This is a genomic window from Sulfurovum sp. (genome assembly GCF_015493435.1).
In the GTDB taxonomy this organism is placed as follows: domain Bacteria; phylum Campylobacterota; class Campylobacteria; order Campylobacterales; family Sulfurovaceae; genus Sulfurovum.
The window spans coordinates 45,918-59,346 of the sequence record NZ_WGDD01000060.1; the positions used below are offsets into that span (position 1 = coordinate 45,918).

A 13,429-nucleotide genomic window follows, 5' to 3' on the forward strand; every position below is an offset into this window, starting at 1 on the left:
TATGCGTCGAAATGCGTTCACACTGATTGAACTCATCTTTGTTATTATTATTATTGGCATTTTAGCAATGATGGCATTACCAAGAATGAGCCGTGATATTCGACAGGAAGCGGCAGACAACATTCTTTCTGCCATACGCTTTACCAAACAGATGGCATTGATAGATGATAAAACTTCTACCTATGGCCATTGGCAGAAAAAATTATGGGCCATACGCTTTACCGATGCCGCAGATTATCAAAATACTTTTTATACCATCGCTACCGATGACAATAATAATACGGTCATCAGTAAAAATGAAGCTGCTATTGACCCCACAAACGGAAAATATCTCTATAACAGCAGCGGAAGTTTTGCTTCGCGTGCAAGTGATGAAAGCCCCAATATCTTCATAGGACATAAGTACGGAATAAACCGTATTACATTCGGCGGCGGCTGTGCTTCTGACCAAAAGCATATAGCATTTGATCAGCTTGGTCGTCCTTTTAACGGTATAGGCAATGCAAAAAATAATTATGCAAAATACATACATTCAGACTGTACGATAACGTTTGGTTTTGCAGACAGCAGCGTAGAAGATTTGAACATTGTCATTGAAAAACAAACCGGTCATGCCTACATTGTTGGTCAGCCAAACTCTTAAAACGGATTCCATTTACCCTTCATTAAGTTACTTAAGTTACAATTAAGCATGGAGAATAAAGAGCCTCTCCGGCTTTCTCCGTATCTTACATTTAAAGGATTTATCATGAATAAAAGTATTACAGGAAGACATTTTGAACTGACCGACGCTATTAAAGCGTATGCAGATACTCTGCTGGATGGTCTTAAAAAATATCATCTCGATATTACATCAGCCAATATCGTTATTTCAGCAGACGAAAAGAACGGAAAAAAAGGTTTTGCTGTAGAGTTCATTGTAAATCTGAAAGACAAGAACACCATTGTCATCACACAGGTAGACAAAGATGTCTATGCTGCACTGGATCTTGCGAGCGAAAGAGTGAAAAAGAGCCTCAGAAGACATAAAGACAAGATCAAAGATCACCGGATCATGAGCTTCAAAGACATGGGGGAAGAAGCAGAAGCTGTTTCAGAAATAGCAACAGAAGACGTTGAGATCGTACCTATGGACCTTGAACTGCACAAACCGCTTGACTTCGACGAAGCCATCGATGCCCTCCGAGAAGAGAAAAAAAGACAATTCATCGTCTTTAACGACTATGACGGCCATATGAGAGTCATGTATAAAAGAGCCGACGGCAAATTCGGCCTCTATTAATCAGGTACCCACAAGGGGCACCTCTACGATTTACATAAATATTCGTCTCCGTAGGGGCAATCCCTCGTGGTTGCCCTCATATCCATGATAATATTTATTTTTCATCCATGGCAAATGGTACCCCTACGATTTTTCAACATTTTTGATACGCATCTTCGCATACGCTACAACGGATTCATCTTCAGCCATATCGAGCCATTTGAAACGCTGTCCGCTCTGAATGGTACCATCGAGTATGTCTCCGCTGTCACGGAACTTCAAGTCAAGTTTGGCGATGTCGAAGCCGTTGGTGGTCTGTGCAAACTGTTCAAGCCTGAAATTTTCTGCGTTATTTGAAAAAAGATAGCACCAGCTTTTCAGACCGTTGCGCCCTACCCGTCCCCTCAACTGATGCAGAGTTGCCAGTCCAAGCCGTTCAGCACCAACAATGACAATAAGAGTCAGTCTCGGTAGAGAAATGCCGACCTCTACCACGGTAGTGGCCAGAAGTATGTTACCCTTCTCTCTGAAATCAAGCAAAACTTTCTCTTTTTGTTTGTCTTTCCCGTGCGTGACATAAACATTTTCAAAACGCTCTTCCCAAAATTCCCTGCTTTCATCAAGTGACTGGTAAGGGACTTCACTGCTCTCTTCTACCAGCGGATAGACAATGAGCACCTGGTGCTTCTGTGCGATCTCCTCTTTAATATGGTTGAGTAGATCGGGAAAATCTTCTCTTCCGACAGTCTGTGTCAGGACTTCTCTCTCAAAAGGAGTTGTAGTAATGAGAGAAACATCCAGCAGTTCGGACTCCATCATCGCCTGGGTTCTCGGAATAGGTGTAGCAGAAAACTGAAGATAGTGCGGTTTCCTCTCTCCTGGGCTTACCAGTGCTTCAAGGCTTTGGCGCTGTTTGGTACCGAAACGGTGTTGTTCATCCACCATGACCAGCGAAGCTTCCGGCAAATCTTCTTTGAACAGCAGGGCATGTGTGCCTATGATGAAGTCGGCCTCCTTGTAAGTGCCTTCCGCTTTCCCCTGCATCACCAAAGCGATCTTGACATTTTTTGGCAAATGTTTGCAGGCTTCCTCATAGAGCTGAAGCGCCAGCAAGGAAGTGGGAGCCATCAGAATGCTTTTGTGCGGCAACGCCATCATCGCCGATGCGAGGATCACCATCGTTTTTCCTGAACCCACATCACCGACGACCATCCGTTTTGCCGCTTTATCCTCCCGGGAAAGATCCTGCTGTATCTGTGCTATGACACTCTGCTGCTCTTTAGTGAGCTTAAAGGGAAGGTTTGAAACAAAAGGTTCAATACTCCCGTTCAGTGCACGCAGCGCAGGGAAATCTGTTCTTTTGCCGCGCAGTTTTCTCAAATGATTATAGGCTTCGACGAATTTCAGTACCTCAACGATCTCAGGCTTGAAATTGCCGTTCTCATAAACCTCGTCCATCTTTTTGGGAAAATGGACACGCATCAGCGTCGCCACCTCTTTGGAGTCCAGCCCCTCATCAAAAAAATTTTTCTCCGTGATGTATACTTCCATCAAGGAGGCGATCTCGCTCTCTTTGAGGACAGTCTTGTATTTGGGTGTGATCTTCCCGATCTGTTTGATGGACTTCGGCTGAGGCATCTGCAGATACCCTTTATATTCATCGAGTCTGCCCTGAATGACATGCGACGAGCCTGCTTCAAAGAGTTTATGATGGTAGGACGTGACACGGAAGAATGTGGAAGAGAGCCTGCGTCCGGACTGTGTCAAAAGAAAGGTCACCCTCAGCTTTCCTCCGTACACACTGCTCTCGATCACTTTGGCTTCGAGCGTATGTACCTTGCCTATCTCCAGTGTCGTTGAAAGCGTGGTATCGTTGTAGGAGGCCGGGACGATAAGCGCAAGATCGAGCAGCGAATAGATCTTGAGTTTTTTAAAAAGCTGTTTCGCTTCTTCCACGATGGACTCCGTCAAATGAGAAATGAGAAGTGGAAAATGAAAAATTCCGACTACTTGGTTTAAAGTATATCAAATTAATAGGAATAAAAGAGGAAAATATGTCAGATTGTCATGTTTATCGCGCAGGGTGCTGTGCCCGACGGCACCTTTGTGTGATCAAATGTTTAATTGGTGCTGTGAGGACACAGCACCCTACACAGAATGTTTCTACTTTTTCGTCACAATAGAGAAAGAGAGTTCTGAGAGTTCTTTGTGGGAAGTGATGAAATCGTTCATCTCATCCAGTGTCACCGTTTCGATCTTTTTCAACTGCTCTTTGGAAAAGCCAAGCGGCCTGCCGTAATAAAATTCATTATAGGCTCTGTTCAGTCTTTGGCTGAGTGTTTCTGTTCTAAGCGGTTCGCTGCCTACAAGAAACTTCTTTGCCGCTTCAAGTTCTTCAGCGGTGATCCCTTTGCTGACAAAATCGTCCACCACTTTCTGTACCAGTTTTTTGGCTTCATCCTGCGTACTGAGTTTTGTCTGAAGATACCCACTGAGATAGGAAGCATATTTGGTACGTCTGAGCATCGCATAGGCACCGTATGTCAAACCCCTTTTCACACGTATCTCTTCCATCAGCCTCGAGCCGAAACCTGCCCCGCCGAGAAGGTACTCTGCAATCTTTGCTTTGTACTGGTCCTTCTCTTTGTAGGAGTAGTTGAACGGCGCACCGAAATAAATGTATGCCTGCTGTGTATCTTCAGGTGTGATCACTGTCTCTTTTTTGTCGGAAGCTGTAAAATATTTTATCTGCTCCCGTTTCACTTTCGGCAGCAGCGGCAAAATTTCATGTGTGTATTTTTCCGCATCCTCCAAAGAGAGGTCGCCCCCTATCACCACGATCGCATTGTCATACCCCAAATGGGAAGATATGAAATTTTCAATATCGTCAAGTGTGACAGATTTGACACTTTTTACCGTGCCGTCATAAGGCCTGCCCAGCGGAGTTCCCTTAAAAAGTTCTTCTCTCAGCTTTGTTGCGGCTATATAGTCAAAATCACTCTTTTTCTGTGTCAGCCAGCCGATCTTCTGGCGTTTGACCTGCTCCAGTGCTTTCTGGGTATAGTTGGGGTCTTTCAGCAGTTCCCTGAGCCTTTCGACAGCATAGGGAAATTCACTCTTGAGCGAGGAGACTTCAAACACAAAACTTTCCCTTCCCACATGTGCAGAGATATCTACCGCATGCGCATCGAGTTTTTCGGCAAAACCGACACTGCCGTCTTTTTTCGTACCTTCATTAAAAAGTTTGGACGACATATCTGCCAAACCGTCTTTGGTTTCACTCAAATGTCCTGCGTTGGTAAACACAAGCTGCAAAGACACAATGGGAATAAATTTTCCTTCCTCAAATACCACAGGTACCTTTGTATCTTTGATCGTGATCTCTTTTGCCGTATCTGCCATGAGTAGTCCTTGTAACATTATAAATAGCATTATTATTTTTTTCATTTATACCTCGTAGGGTGTTGTGTCCTCACAACACCATCTGTATTTTGAATCTATATTCGGTGTTGTCAGGGACAACACCCTACCGCTAAAATCTTTCCAATATCTCATACGCCGTATTGCGTTTTGCCGGTTTCTCTCCGATATCTTTAATGAGCCGTATCATCTCTTCCTGATTCATCTCGTTCTTCGCACCCGCAGCGGAGACCACATTTTCTTCCATCATGGTCGAGCCGAGATCGTTCGCCCCGAAAAGCAGTGCCATCTGTCCTATGTAGGAACCCTGTGTGACCCATGAACTCTGGATATTCGGTACATTGTCCAGAAAAAGACGTGCAACGGCAAGATAGCGCAGATACTGGTTTGATGTGGTTTTGGTAATAGTCGGCAACTCTCTTTTGAGCTGGGTATGGTCACTCTGGTACGACCACATGATAAATGCTCTGAAACCGCCCGTCTCATCCTGAAGCTGACGTACATGCTCCCAGTGCTCCACGATTTCTCTTGTCGTCTCTACGGTTCCGTACATCATCGTAGCCGTAGATTTGATGCCCAACTTATGGGCTTCTCTGTGTACTTCCAGCCAGGTATCTTTGTCGAGTTTCTTGGGTGCGATGATATCCCGTACCCTGTCAGAGAGTATTTCAGCCCCCGCACCGGGAATGGAACTGAGCCCTTTGGCTTTGAGCCGTGCCAGTACTTCGGAGATACTCAGATTGGAGCGGCGTGCAATATAGTCTATCTCAATGGCAGAAAAACCGTGAATAGTGACCTGCGGATATTTTTGGTGAATGTGCTCCACCAGGTCTTCATACCATTCAATCTCCAGTTTGGGATGTACCCCGCCCTGGAAGAGTATCTGCGTTCCTCCGATGGCGACAAGTTCATCGATCTTCTGATCGATCTCATCGAAAGTGAGGATATAGGCATCTTCTTTCTTCTCATGCGTATAGAAAGCACAAAATTTGCAGTCGACCCAGCAGATATTGGTATAGTTGATATTTCTGTCCACGACAAACGTGGTCACCCCTCTGGGGTGCATCTCTTTTTTGCGTGTAAGGGCCATTTTGCCGAGTGTTTTCAGGTCGGCTTTCTCTATGAGCTCTACAGCTTCGTCGATGGTCATTCTTTTTTGCATGGTTGTCGTCATTTTCAATCCTATTGCATGGGCAACCACAAGGGATTGCCCCTACATTCTTTGAGGTGTTATATTGCACCTTCCGTAGGGGTGCCCCTCGTGGGTACCCTGAAATTATCCGGGATTATTTCCCTATCGCGTCCAGAACGCCGTTGATGAACTGTGGCGACTTCTCGTCCGCAAGCGATTTGGCAAGCTCCACCGCTTCGTTGATGATGATCGCTCTGTCCGTCTTGGCGACGAGTATTTCATAGGCACCGAGACGCAAAATGGCTTTTTCTACTCTCCCGATGCTTTCATAGTCCCAGTCGCTCAAATGTTTCTCAATTTCCGTATCGAGCATTTCAAGGTTTTGTATGGTCCCGTCAAAGAGTGAATGTGAAAAATCCCTCTGCTTGTTGCGTATCTTGTCCTCTTCAAGTATTTCATCCGAGAATTTCGCAATATTTTCATTGCCCAAATCGTAGGCATAAAGTAAACCCACTACTGCTGTTCTTGCCTGATGTCTTGTTGCCATCTGTTTTTTCCTTTGCACAGCGGATCGCTCCGCCAAAATCATAAAGACGGGTCATCCCGCCCTCTGCAGTTTGTATCAGTCCAGTTCACCATAAAGGTTGATCAGCTCGATCAGTCCGACCATAGCCTCAGCACCTTTGTTACCGGCTTTCGTTCCCGCTCTTTCAATTGCCTGTTCAATGCTGTTGACGGTCAATACCCCGAATGTTGCCGGTTTTCCGTGTTTGAGTGTCACATTGGCCACACCTTTGGTCGCTTCTGCCGAAACATAGTCAAAGTGCGGTGTTGCCCCTCTGATCACTGCACCCAGACAGCATACGGCATCGTATTTGCCTGAAGCCAGTGCTTTGTCAAGTGCGAACGGGATCTCAAAAGCACCCGGTACCAAAATAAGGTCGAGGTCTTCAGTGTTTCCGCCGTGTCTTGCATAGGCATCTTTGGCACCTTCTACCAGCCTGTCGGTAATAAAATGGTTGAATCGTGCATTGATGATCGCTACTTTTTTACTTCTGTCTACAGAAAGATTGCCTTCTACTATTTTCATTTTTATCCTTTATGTTTTATCGGTGTATTCGTAGGTTTGGCCTTGCCAAATATTTAATTTCAGCTCAAGCCAAAGAAAAAAGCTTTTCATTCAAAAAATATTTTATCTTGGCGTTTGGCAAAGCCAAACCTACCTCATCCTATTCTACAATAGAACGGATCGCATCGATTTGTTCTATCAGTGTGTCAAGTTTTTGCAATTCTATCATATTTGGGCCGTCACTCAAAGCAATACCGGGATCAAAGTGGGTTTCAAAAAAGAAACCGTCTACGCCGACCGCTGCCGCTGCACGCGAAAGATAAGGCACGAATGAACTGTCACCGCCGCTGCTTGTACCGCCGCTTGCAGGCATTTGTACCGAATGTGTCGCATCGAAGATGACCGGTGCGAACCGACGCATGGTCACCAGCCCGCGCATATCTACCACCAGGTTGCCATAGCCGAAACTTGATCCGCGTTCAGTCAGCCAGACATGGTATTTTTCAGCATTCTCGTATGTCACTTCACCGTCAAATCCTCTGGTTTTAAGGACTTTTGCAACAGAGTGTTCCATTGCCGCAGGGGCAAGGAACTGCCCTTTCTTGATGTTCACCACAGCCGAAGTCTTCGCTGCAGCTACCAGCAGATCGGTCTGTCGGGACAAAAATGCCGGTATTTGCAGTACATCCGCTACCTCTGCCGCTGCCGCAGGCTGAGTGTAGTCATGCACATCTGTCAGTATTTTGTAACCGAACTCTTCTTTGACTTCGGCAAGCATTTTCAGCCCCTCTTCCAGTCCGGGACCTCTGAAACTGTCCAGACTGGTACGGTTGGCTTTGTCAAAACTCGCTTTAAAATAAAAGTCTTTGGTACAGTCGTCATGGTATTTGCCCAACGCTTCGGCAATACGCATCACATTGTCACGGCTTTCAAGGACACAAGGTCCGGCGATCAGTATCATTTCTTTCCTTCGATCCGAAGAGATTCTACGGTTTCTCTTTTACCAGAGCCACTATAAGCCCTGAGATAATCACAAGGATTATACCCAAAATTGTCCAAAAACCCGGTATGGGATCTCCCAAAGCGATCCCGATGATCATACCAAAAAGGATATTGGTATAGCTTATCGTCCCGACGATACCGGCTTTGGTCAATTCATAGGCTTTGGTCATCAAAAGCTGGGAGAGGGTTGCACTGATACCCACTGCAATGATAAAAAGCCACTGTACTCCTCCGGGCATAACGAACGGTGCAATGATCCAATCCCACTCTTCACTGACCGTAACCACACTGCCTATGGCCATGAAGAGCAGCGGTCCGAGCGTTCCAACAAGCATAAAACTCATTACGATTGCACGGGTGTCATAATATTTGCGCAGTTCCCTGATGGATGTATAGGCAAGTGCCGCACCGACACCGGAAAAAAGACCGAGAATATCATATTTGTTGAACACACCTCCCTCGGGCTGTGCGATCATTATAATGCCGGCAAAACCAAGTGCCAGAGCGATCACGGCACTCCAGTGAAGTTTTTCCCTCAAAAAGATCCAGGCAAAAAACGCCACGAACAGCGGTGACGTTTTATTGTAAGTGATCGCTTCACCAAGAGGGATCTTTCCCATAATGTAAAAATAGGCAAGCAGCGCGAGAAAACCCATGGTCCCCCGGAAAAGAAGCAGCAGAGGTTTTCCTCCATCCTGTTTGAGCGGTACTTTCCAGATGGCCGCGCCAATAAGCACTACACCGAAGACATTACGAAAAAAAGTCACTTCCAGCGCAGGAAGCTGCTGCGTCAGCAGTTTGGCAAAGCCGCCCATGACACCGAAACTCAATGAGGCAAGAAGCATCAGCAGAATACCTCTGTCAAGATTCTTGATCTTCTCTTTCATATGCAACCTTTAGCCCGATTCTGTTTTTGGTGGAAGTGTAGCATAATTGGGTAAAAGGGAATGCATACCGCATGCAGACGGGGCTACTTTATTCTTACCGCTTTGAGATCACCATAGAGTATCAAGTCTTTCAAAACAGCTTTCTGGGCTATGCCGTCTTTTCCTATGGCAAGCATCAGCTCTCCCCGATTGCTTTCAAACAGTTTCTGGTAGACAATGGCGGTCAGATAGGAAAAATCTCCTTTCCCGAGCATTTTTTCATAGCGCGGGTATGCTTTTGCGGGAGGCACGATCACTGTCACTTTCCCTCCCTGCTTTTCTGCACCTACTGCTGTCAATTCATATGTTTTTGGAAGCAAAAGAGTCACTTTTGAAGGCAAATTGAAATAGAGCGTCAACAAGTCATCTTTACTGTAAAAATCAAGTATTTTACTGGAACGGCCGTATACTTTTCCCTTTTTTTTCTTGACAGTTGTCTTGGTCACCTTCTGTGTTTGATGGTCTATCTCATATATTTTGGTTTCAACCTTGCCGCTGTGGCTCCTGCGCACCCTGAAAGAATCTGAAACAAGCATACCTTCTTCGATATGTCCTCTGCTGATATATTTTTCCTGACGATTTCCGCTCAGACGCTTTACAATGCCCGTAGTTCTGGCATTGATCTCAATGAGGTAGGCATTGCCGTGGGTTTCAAGGTGGGCATCGCAAATACCGAGCTGACCGAACACTCCGTAACTTATGCTGTATCTTGCATCGAGTACTTTGGCTTCCATGACACTGGCCAGCAGCAGCATAAAAAGCAGACCCAAAACAGTTTTTTTCATTTTTGCTCCTAATTGACCCGGAAATATGCAATAAAAACCACTTCAAATTCTATTGCATAATCCGGCTTGAACAATATTTTACTATAATTGTGTGTATAAAAAGTGAAGGGGAGGGGGAAATGCCGCAAACACTCCAAACACAAGGCAATGTCACAAACACCGGTATTACCGAAGCCATACCAAAGGAACTCAATGTCATCAATGTCCTCGATACAGATATCATAGGTACGGTGCAGACACAGCTTTCACCCTACTATGAGGCACATCCTATTCTTGCAAAAACGTTCTGGGGGATCCCTTTTGCCAATCTTGCTGTAGCTGTCATTCTCTTTTTTCTGATACTCGGACTGCGCAAGTTTTTCACCAAGATCGTACTCGTTGCATTGCAAAATCTTGCAAAACGCTCTGCAACATTCTATGATGACAAGGTGATCTCGGCACTCAAAGAGCCTGTACGGTTTACCTTTATTGTCATTGCCCTGCATGTTTTCTTTCTGCTCACGTTCAAAGAGACACCTTTTATCGTAAAAATACTCGATACCCTCATTATTTATACTGTTTTCTGGGCTATTCTTGCTGTCACTGAAGCCCTCCGCGGACTCATTTACAGTGCTACAGGAAAATTCAACAAAGATCTTTCCAAAGAGATGGGCAACTTTATACTGACCATTTTAAAGATTCTCATTGGAGGTATAGGCCTTGGAGCCATGCTGCAAATCTGGGGGGTCAATGTCACGGCCCTCATCGCCTCGCTTGGGCTGGGCGGACTTGCCTTTGCTCTCGCCGCCAAAGATACTGCTGCCAACCTTTTCGGTTCTTTCGCACTGCTTGCAGACAAATCTGTACGCATCGGAGAATGGGTCAAAATAGGGCCGGTAGAGGGGGTAGTAGAGGATGTCGGTATGAGAACGACCAAGATACGCTCTTTTCAGAAATCGCTCATTACCGTACCCAACCAGGTCGTCGCCAATACACCCATAGAAAATTTTTCGCGCAGAGGCATTCGACGTATCAAAATGGATATCGGCCTGACTTACGGTACGTCAAGCGGGCAGATCACAAAGATCGTTTCCGATATTAAAAGTATGCTGCAGGAGAATGAAGGTATCGCGCAGAATGAATCACTTATGGTCAATTTTACCGCTTTTGGGGACAGTGCCCTCGACATATTTATTTACGCATTTACCCATACCGCAAACTGGGCCAAGTATCTTGAGATCAGAGAAGATATCCACCTTAGGATCATGCAGATCGTCGAAGAAAACGGATCGGGCTTTGCCTTTCCTTCACAAAGTATTTATGTGGAATCCCTTCCTTCGGAAAAACAGTAATACTCCTGTGCTCTGCATTATTTTCTGCTATAATTGCAACAATTATCTACAGAAAGAATATTTATGCAAGCACACAATTTAAAAAAAGTAGCCATACTCGGCCGTCCCAATGTCGGAAAGAGTTCCCTTTTCAACCGTCTGGCAAGACAGAGAGATGCCATTACTTCCGATATCTCTGGAACAACGCGCGATATCAAAAAACGTATCGTAACTATTTCGGGTGACAGGGAATTCGAAGTGATCGATACCGGGGGGATAGACTACTCCTCCGAACTCTTTTCCAAAGTAGCGGACTTCTCGCTCAAAGCGGCCAAAATGGCCGACGTGATCATCTACATGGTCGACGGGAAAACCCTCCCCGATGAAGAGGACAGGGAACTCTTCTACAAACTGCAGGAACTGAACAAACCGCTTGCTCTCGTCGTCAACAAGATCGACAATGACAAAGAGGAGGAGCGCTACTGGGAATTCCTCGAATTCGGTGCCGATGCCACCTTCCCGATGTCTGTGAGCCACAACCGCTACTTCAATGACTTCTACGCCTGGCTGGAGCAGTATATCCCTCATAAAGAGGAGAAAGTACCGCTTGAACTCACAGAAGCTGAGGTCGACCCTTTCGAGGAGATCGTACGCGACATCAACAGTACCGTTGAAGAGGTGGACAACAAGGTCAGCGTCGCCATCATCGGACGGGTCAATACGGGGAAAAGCTCCCTGCTCAACGCCCTGCTCGGAGAAGAACGCTCCGTGGTCTCTGATGTGGCGGGTACGACCATCGACCCGATCGATGAGACGATCGAACACAATGACTACGAGATCACTTTCGTGGACACTGCGGGGATCAGAAAGCGAAGCAAGATCGTGGGCATCGAAAAATATGCGCTCGGACGTACCGAGGCAATGCTGGAAAAAGCCGATATCGCCCTGCTGATCATCGATGCCACGGTCGGCGTGACCGAGCTGGATGAAAGAGTGGCAGGCCTCATAGAAAAATTCCGGCTCGGTGCGCTCATCGTCATCAACAAATGGGATATCCGCGGAGAAAAGAGCTACGAAGAAGCGATCGACGACATCCGTGACGAGCTCAAGTTCCTCCACTACGCACCGCTCATCACCATTTCTGCCAAGACCGGTATGCGCGTCAATAAAATACTCGACCAGATCACGGCAATCTACGAGAGATACAAGCAGCGTATTCCGACCTCCAAACTCAACGACGTGCTCAGAGAAGCCATGCAGCGCCACCATGTTCCTTCTCATAACGGTGCACTGGTCAAGATAAAGTTCGCCACGCAGTACGAGACCAAACCACCGAAAATTGCGCTGATTACCAACCGCCCGGACGGTCTGCACTTCTCCTACAAACGCTATCTGGCGAATTACATCAGAAGCAAATTTAACTTCGAGGGTGTCCCGCTGGACATTGTAGCAAGGAAACGCGGAGAAAGGTTTGAAGAGGAGTAGGTCGTGGTGAGGACACCTCGACCTACGTAAATAACTCTCAGCTATACTGTAAAAATGTAGGGTGCTGTCCCCCGACAGCACCAAAAGTTTCATATTTTTCAATGGTGCCGTGAGAACACAGCACCCTGCAAAACTCTTTTTTTTCTATTTTCGAAACGCTACACACTTAACGCTTAACGCTTTCCTGCTATAATTTTGCAAAAATCACAGCAGGAATCAAAATGCGCGTACTTACAGGAATCCAGGCTTCGGGAAAACTTCACATCGGAAATTACTTCGGTGCCATGAAACCGATGGTAGAACTTCAGGAAGAACATGAACTTTTTACATTCATAGCGAACTACCATTCGCTTACTACCTCAAAAGATGCCGAAACACTCAGACAGAACACCATTGAAGCCGCAGTAGATTACCTCTCGGTAGGCATAGATCCCCAAAAGACCACTTTCTGGGTACAGAGCCATGTGCCCGAAGTACTTGAACTCTACTGGATCCTCTCCAAGTTCACACCCATGGGTCTGCTGGAACGTGCCCACTCCTACAAAGACAAAGTCGCCAAAGGCATCCCGGCAAGCCATGCACTTTTCTCCTACCCCGTACTGATGGCGGCAGACATTCTGCTGTATGATGTGGAAAAAGTCCCTGTAGGAAAAGACCAGATACAGCACGTGGAAATGACCCGGGATATCGCTATCAAGTTCAACAATGAATACGGCGATCTTTTTACCCTTCCCGAGCATATGGTGGCGGAAGATGTAGCAACCATCCCCGGTATAGACGGGCAGAAGATGAGCAAAAGTTACGGCAATGCCATCGACCTTTTCATGGATGAAAAACCGTTACAGAAGAGATGTAACAAGATCGTCAGTTCCTCTACCCCGCTGGGCGAGCCTCTGGAATGGGAGAACTGCAACATCTACAACCTTTCAGCACTCTTTCTGGATGAGGCACAGAAAAAAGAGCTTCAGGAACGCTACAGAAGCGGCAAAGAGGGTTATGGCCACTTCAAGAAATACCTCAAAGAGCTTATCTGGGAAGA

At 46.2% G+C, this 13,429-nt stretch carries 13 protein-coding genes; 5 read left to right on the forward strand and 8 right to left on the reverse strand.

The genetic code is table 11. The features are described 5' to 3' along the window. Window position 1: 1 nt before the first annotated feature. Window positions 2-643 carry a prepilin-type N-terminal cleavage/methylation domain-containing protein gene (locus tag F8L24_RS11050; protein WP_294955526.1) on the forward strand — a complete coding sequence of 214 codons (642 nt, stop codon included), beginning with the start codon at window positions 2-4 and terminating at the stop codon, window positions 641-643. Between the two features lie 105 nt (window positions 644-748). After that, complete coding sequence (gene raiA / locus F8L24_RS11055) at window positions 749-1,282, forward strand: ribosome-associated translation inhibitor RaiA (RefSeq protein ID WP_294955528.1); 534 nt, start codon at window positions 749-751, stop codon at window positions 1,280-1,282. 123 nt (window positions 1,283-1,405) lie between these two features. Here the strand turns inward: raiA and recG are convergent, their stop codons facing one another. The 8 genes from recG to F8L24_RS11095 form a co-directional block, all read right to left on the reverse strand. After that, window positions 1,406-3,217 (reverse strand): ATP-dependent DNA helicase RecG, encoded by a 1,812-nt coding sequence (gene recG, locus F8L24_RS11060; protein ID WP_294955529.1) that lies wholly within the window; start codon window positions 3,215-3,217, stop codon window positions 1,406-1,408. 207 nt (window positions 3,218-3,424) lie between these two features. Further along, a complete protein-coding gene (locus tag F8L24_RS11065; RefSeq protein ID WP_294955531.1) occupies window positions 3,425-4,663 on the reverse strand; it encodes a pitrilysin family protein in 1,239 nt (412 codons plus the stop codon). A 130-nt stretch (window positions 4,664-4,793) separates the two neighbouring features. Continuing rightward, window positions 4,794-5,855 carry a dehypoxanthine futalosine cyclase gene (locus F8L24_RS11070; RefSeq protein WP_294955533.1) on the reverse strand — a complete coding sequence of 354 codons (1,062 nt, stop codon included), beginning with the start codon at window positions 5,853-5,855 and terminating at the stop codon, window positions 4,794-4,796. Between the two features lie 112 nt (window positions 5,856-5,967). Then, window positions 5,968-6,360, reverse strand: a complete 393-nt coding sequence (nusB, locus tag F8L24_RS11075; RefSeq protein ID WP_294955535.1) for a transcription antitermination factor NusB — start codon at window positions 6,358-6,360, stop codon at window positions 5,968-5,970. A 75-nt stretch (window positions 6,361-6,435) separates the two neighbouring features. Further along, entirely contained in the window at window positions 6,436-6,903 is a 468-nt protein-coding gene (gene ribH, locus F8L24_RS11080; RefSeq protein WP_294955536.1) for a 6,7-dimethyl-8-ribityllumazine synthase, read from the reverse strand. Between the two features lie 139 nt (window positions 6,904-7,042). Further along, complete coding sequence (gene kdsA / locus F8L24_RS11085; RefSeq protein ID WP_294955550.1) at window positions 7,043-7,867, reverse strand: 3-deoxy-8-phosphooctulonate synthase; 825 nt, start codon at window positions 7,865-7,867, stop codon at window positions 7,043-7,045. Between the two features lies 1 nt (window position 7,868). Then, entirely contained in the window at window positions 7,869-8,771 is a 903-nt protein-coding gene (locus tag F8L24_RS11090; protein ID WP_294955538.1) for a DMT family transporter, read from the reverse strand. Window positions 8,772-8,854: 83 nt separating this feature from the next. Beyond that, on the reverse strand, window positions 8,855-9,595 hold the full coding sequence (locus F8L24_RS11095; protein ID WP_294955540.1) for a DUF3108 domain-containing protein: 741 nt from the start codon (window positions 9,593-9,595) through the stop codon (window positions 8,855-8,857). A gap of 119 nt (window positions 9,596-9,714) precedes the next feature. Between F8L24_RS11095 and F8L24_RS11100 the strand changes: the two genes are divergently transcribed. The 3 genes from F8L24_RS11100 to trpS all read left to right on the forward strand — a co-directional run. Beyond that, entirely contained in the window at window positions 9,715-10,926 is a 1,212-nt protein-coding gene (locus F8L24_RS11100; protein ID WP_294955542.1) for a mechanosensitive ion channel family protein, read from the forward strand. Window positions 10,927-10,989: 63 nt separating this feature from the next. After that, a complete protein-coding gene (der, locus tag F8L24_RS11105) occupies window positions 10,990-12,390 on the forward strand; it encodes a ribosome biogenesis GTPase Der (protein ID WP_294955544.1) in 1,401 nt (466 codons plus the stop codon). A 221-nt stretch (window positions 12,391-12,611) separates the two neighbouring features. Next, the coding region (trpS, locus tag F8L24_RS11110; protein WP_294955546.1) for a tryptophan--tRNA ligase at window positions 12,612-13,429 on the forward strand (818 nt) is incomplete at its 3' end.